Origin of the sequence: Micrococcus sp. HSID17227, from assembly GCF_003989405.1 — a bacterium.
Classification (GTDB): Bacteria; Actinomycetota; Actinomycetes; order Actinomycetales; family Micrococcaceae; genus Micrococcus; species Micrococcus luteus.
The window spans coordinates 1-3,321 of record NZ_RBLN01000243.1 but is presented as its reverse complement, the minus strand read 5'-3'; the positions used below and the strand labels follow the sequence as shown (position 1 = coordinate 3,321).

Below are 3,321 nucleotides of genomic sequence, written 5' to 3'. Positions count from 1 at the left end.
GGCGCTCCGCCTGACGGCGGGAGCGGCGGTTCGTGCCCGCGGCGACCGTGGCGCCGGAGTCCGTGCCGCTGCGGGTGACCGCGCTCTGCCCGTCCTCGGACGGACCGGTGAAACGCAGCTGCGCCGGGCGCTGCGGGGCGTCGACGCCCTCCACCGAGATCTGCGGGGCCATCGTCACGGCGCGGGCATCCTTGACGCCGGGCAGCGACGTCGGCGCGGGGGCCGCACTGATCTGCGCCTGGAACAGCGTGCGCACGGCGTCCTCGCGGATGCCGGCGAGCATGTTCTGGAACATCGTGTAGCCCTCGCGCTGGTACTCCACGAGGGGCTCGCGCTGGGCCATCGCGCGCAGCCCGATGCCCTCCTTGAGGTAGTCCATCTCGTAGAGATGCTCCTGCCAGTGGCGCCCGATGGTGGCGAGCACCACGCGACGCTCCGCCTCCCTCAGCGCCTCGGATCCCACCTGCGCCTCCCGGTCCTCGTACGCCAGGAGCGCATCGGAGACGAGTTCGCGCTTCAGGACCTCGGCCTTGAGCCGGCCCCGGCCGCCGACCTCGTCGAGGACGTCCTCCTGCGAGACTCCCACGGGGTAGATCTCTGCCAGGTCCCGCCACAGCTGGTCGAGGTCCCAGTCGGTGGCCTGGCCCTCCTCGGTGGCCGCGTCCACGATGTTCCCGACGGCGTCCTCCACGAAGCGGCGCACCCGGTCCTGCAGGTCCTCCCCCTCGAGGATCGAACGGCGGTCCGTGTAGATGGCCTCGCGCTGGCGGTTCAACACGTCGTCGTACTTGAGCACGTTCTTGCGCTGCTCAGCGTTGCGCCCCTCGACCTGCGCCTGCGCATTCTGGATCGCCTTCGAGACGAAGCCGAACTCGAGCGCCATGTCGTCCGGGATCGACGGGCTGTTCATGATCCGCTGGGCCACGCCCGGGTTGAAGTTGCGCATGAGCTCGTCCGTGAGGGAGAGGTAGAACCGGGACTCGCCCGGGTCGCCCTGACGGCCGGAACGACCGCGCAGCTGGTTGTCGATGCGGCGCGAGTCGTGGCGTTCGGTGCCCACCACGTACAGGCCGCCGGCCTCGATGACCGCGCGGTGCGCGTCCTCCACGGCGGCCTCGGCCTCCGCCAGCACCTCGGGCCAGCGGGCCTCGTACGCCTCCGGGTCCTCGGCGGCGTCGAGGCCCAGTTCCTGCATGCGGGCCACCGCCGTGAACTCGGCGTTGCCGCCGAGCATGATGTCGGTGCCGCGGCCGGCCATGTTGGTGGCCACGGTGACGGCGCCCGGGCGGCCCGCCTGCGCCACGATGGCGGCCTCGCGGGCGTGGTTCTTCGCGTTCAGGACCTCGTGGCGGATGCCGCGCTTGGCCAGCAGCGTGGAGAGGTACTCGGACTTCTCCACGGAGGTGGTGCCCACCAGGACCGGCTGGCCCTTCGCGTGCCGCTCGGCGATGTCGTCGACGACGGCGTCGAACTTGACCTTCTCGTTCTTGTACACCACGTCGTTGCGGTCCACACGCTGTGGCTCCCGGTTCGGCGGGATCACGACGACGCCGAGGCCGTAGGTCGACGTGAACTCGGCGGCCTCCGTCTCGGCGGTGCCCGTCATGCCGGCGAGCTTCTCGTAGCCGCGGAAGTAGTTCTGCAGGGTCACCGTGGCCAGCGTCTGGTTCTCGGGCTTGACCTCCACGCCCTCCTTGGCCTCGATGGCCTGGTGGAGCCCCTCGTTGTAGCGGCGTCCCTTGAGCACGCGGCCCGTGTGCTCGTCGACGATCTGCACCTCGCCGTCGAGGACCACGTAGTCCTTGTCCCGCTTGAACAGCTCCTTGGCCTTGACCGCGTTGTTCAGGAACTGGATGAGCGTGGTGTTCTGCGTCTCGTACAGGTTCGTGATGCCGAGGTGGTCCTCGACCTTCTCGATGCCGGGGCCGAGGATGCCGACGGTGCGCTTCTTGTGGTCCACCTCGTAGTCCGTGTTCGCCTCGAGGCGGCGCACCAGCCGGGCGAACTCGCCGTACCACCGGTTGGCCTCGCCCTGGGCGGGGCCGGAGATGATCAGCGGGGTGCGGGCCTCGTCGATGAGGATCGAGTCCACCTCGTCGACGATCGCGTAGTGGTGCTCACGCTGCACGAGCTCGTCGAGGGACCAGGCCATGTTGTCCCGGAGGAAGTCGAAGCCGAACTCGTTGTTCGTGCCGTAGGTGATGTCCGCGGCGTACTGCTCGCGCCGTACGGCCGGGGTCTGGCCCGCCACGATGACGCCCGTCTGCATGCCGAGGAAGCGGAAAACGCGGCCCATGAGGTCGGCCTGGTAGGAGGCGAGGAAGTCGTTGACCGTCACCACGTGCACGCCCCTGCCGGACAGTGCGTTGAGGTAGGCCGGAGCGGTGGCCACGAGGGTCTTGCCCTCGCCGGTCTTCATCTCCGCGATGTTGCCCTGGTGCAGCGCGATGCCGCCGAGCAGCTGGACGTCGTAGTGCCGCTGGCCGAGCGTGCGTCCCGCGGCCTCGCGGACCGCGGCGAAGGCCTCCGGCAGGAGCAGGTCCAACGACTCGCCGTCCGCATGCCGGGCCCGGAGCGTGTCCGTCTCGGCACGCAGCTCCGCGTCGCTGAGCGCCCGGAAGTCGTCCTCGAGGAGGTTCACGGCGTCCACCGTGGCCTGCATGCGCTTGAGGACGCGGTTGTCCGAGATCTTCAGGACGCGGTCGATGATCGAAGGCACTGGTTCTCTGCTCCCTTGCGGTGTGGCCGGGGCGGGACGGGATGCCCCTCGCGCGCGGCCGTGGCGCGGTCTCCGGGACAGTGTACGGGCCGAGTCCGGACGGGCCGCGGCGCCCGTCCCGGAGGGGAGGGGCGTCGCGGCGTCAGCAGGTCGTGGTCGACGTCGGCGGGGCGGTCAGTCCTCCCGCGTCTGGTATGCCTGCTCCCCCTCGGAGGCGGAGACGTGATCCTGAGGGAGGGACTCGTCCAGGCGGATCACGCCGTAGCTCCAGCCCCGGCGGCGGTAGACGACGGAGGGCACGCCGGTCTCGGCGTTCTGGAAGAGGTAGAAGTCGTGGCCGACCAGCTCCATCGCGTCCACGGCGTCGTCCACGCTCATGGGGGTCGCGGGGAACGCCTTCTGCCGGATGCGCACCGGGGTGCCCGCCTCGGGGGCGTCCTGCGCGGAGGCGTCCTCCGCGGCCAGCGCGGCGCCCGCGGCCGGTGTCGTCTCCGGCCTCGCCACGATGGGGGCCGCTCAGTACTGGCTCCTGGGATTGTCAGCACTGATCGTCGGGGCATCGACGGCGTTCTTCTTCCCGGCCTACACGGCGTTGGTGCCGC

At 70.4% G+C, this 3,321-nt stretch carries 2 protein-coding genes; both read right to left on the bottom strand.

Features of this window, described 5'->3' with window-relative positions:
* Window positions 1–2,719: preprotein translocase subunit SecA (gene secA / locus D8M29_RS10190; protein WP_174233340.1), on the bottom strand; the 2,719-nt coding region annotated here is incomplete at its 3' end.
* 174 nt (window positions 2,720–2,893) lie between these two features.
* Complete coding sequence (locus D8M29_RS10185) at window positions 2,894–3,223, bottom strand: sigma 54 modulation/S30EA ribosomal C-terminal domain-containing protein (protein WP_370450165.1); 330 nt, start codon at window positions 3,221–3,223, stop codon at window positions 2,894–2,896.
* Window positions 3,224–3,321: the final 98 nt, after the last annotated feature.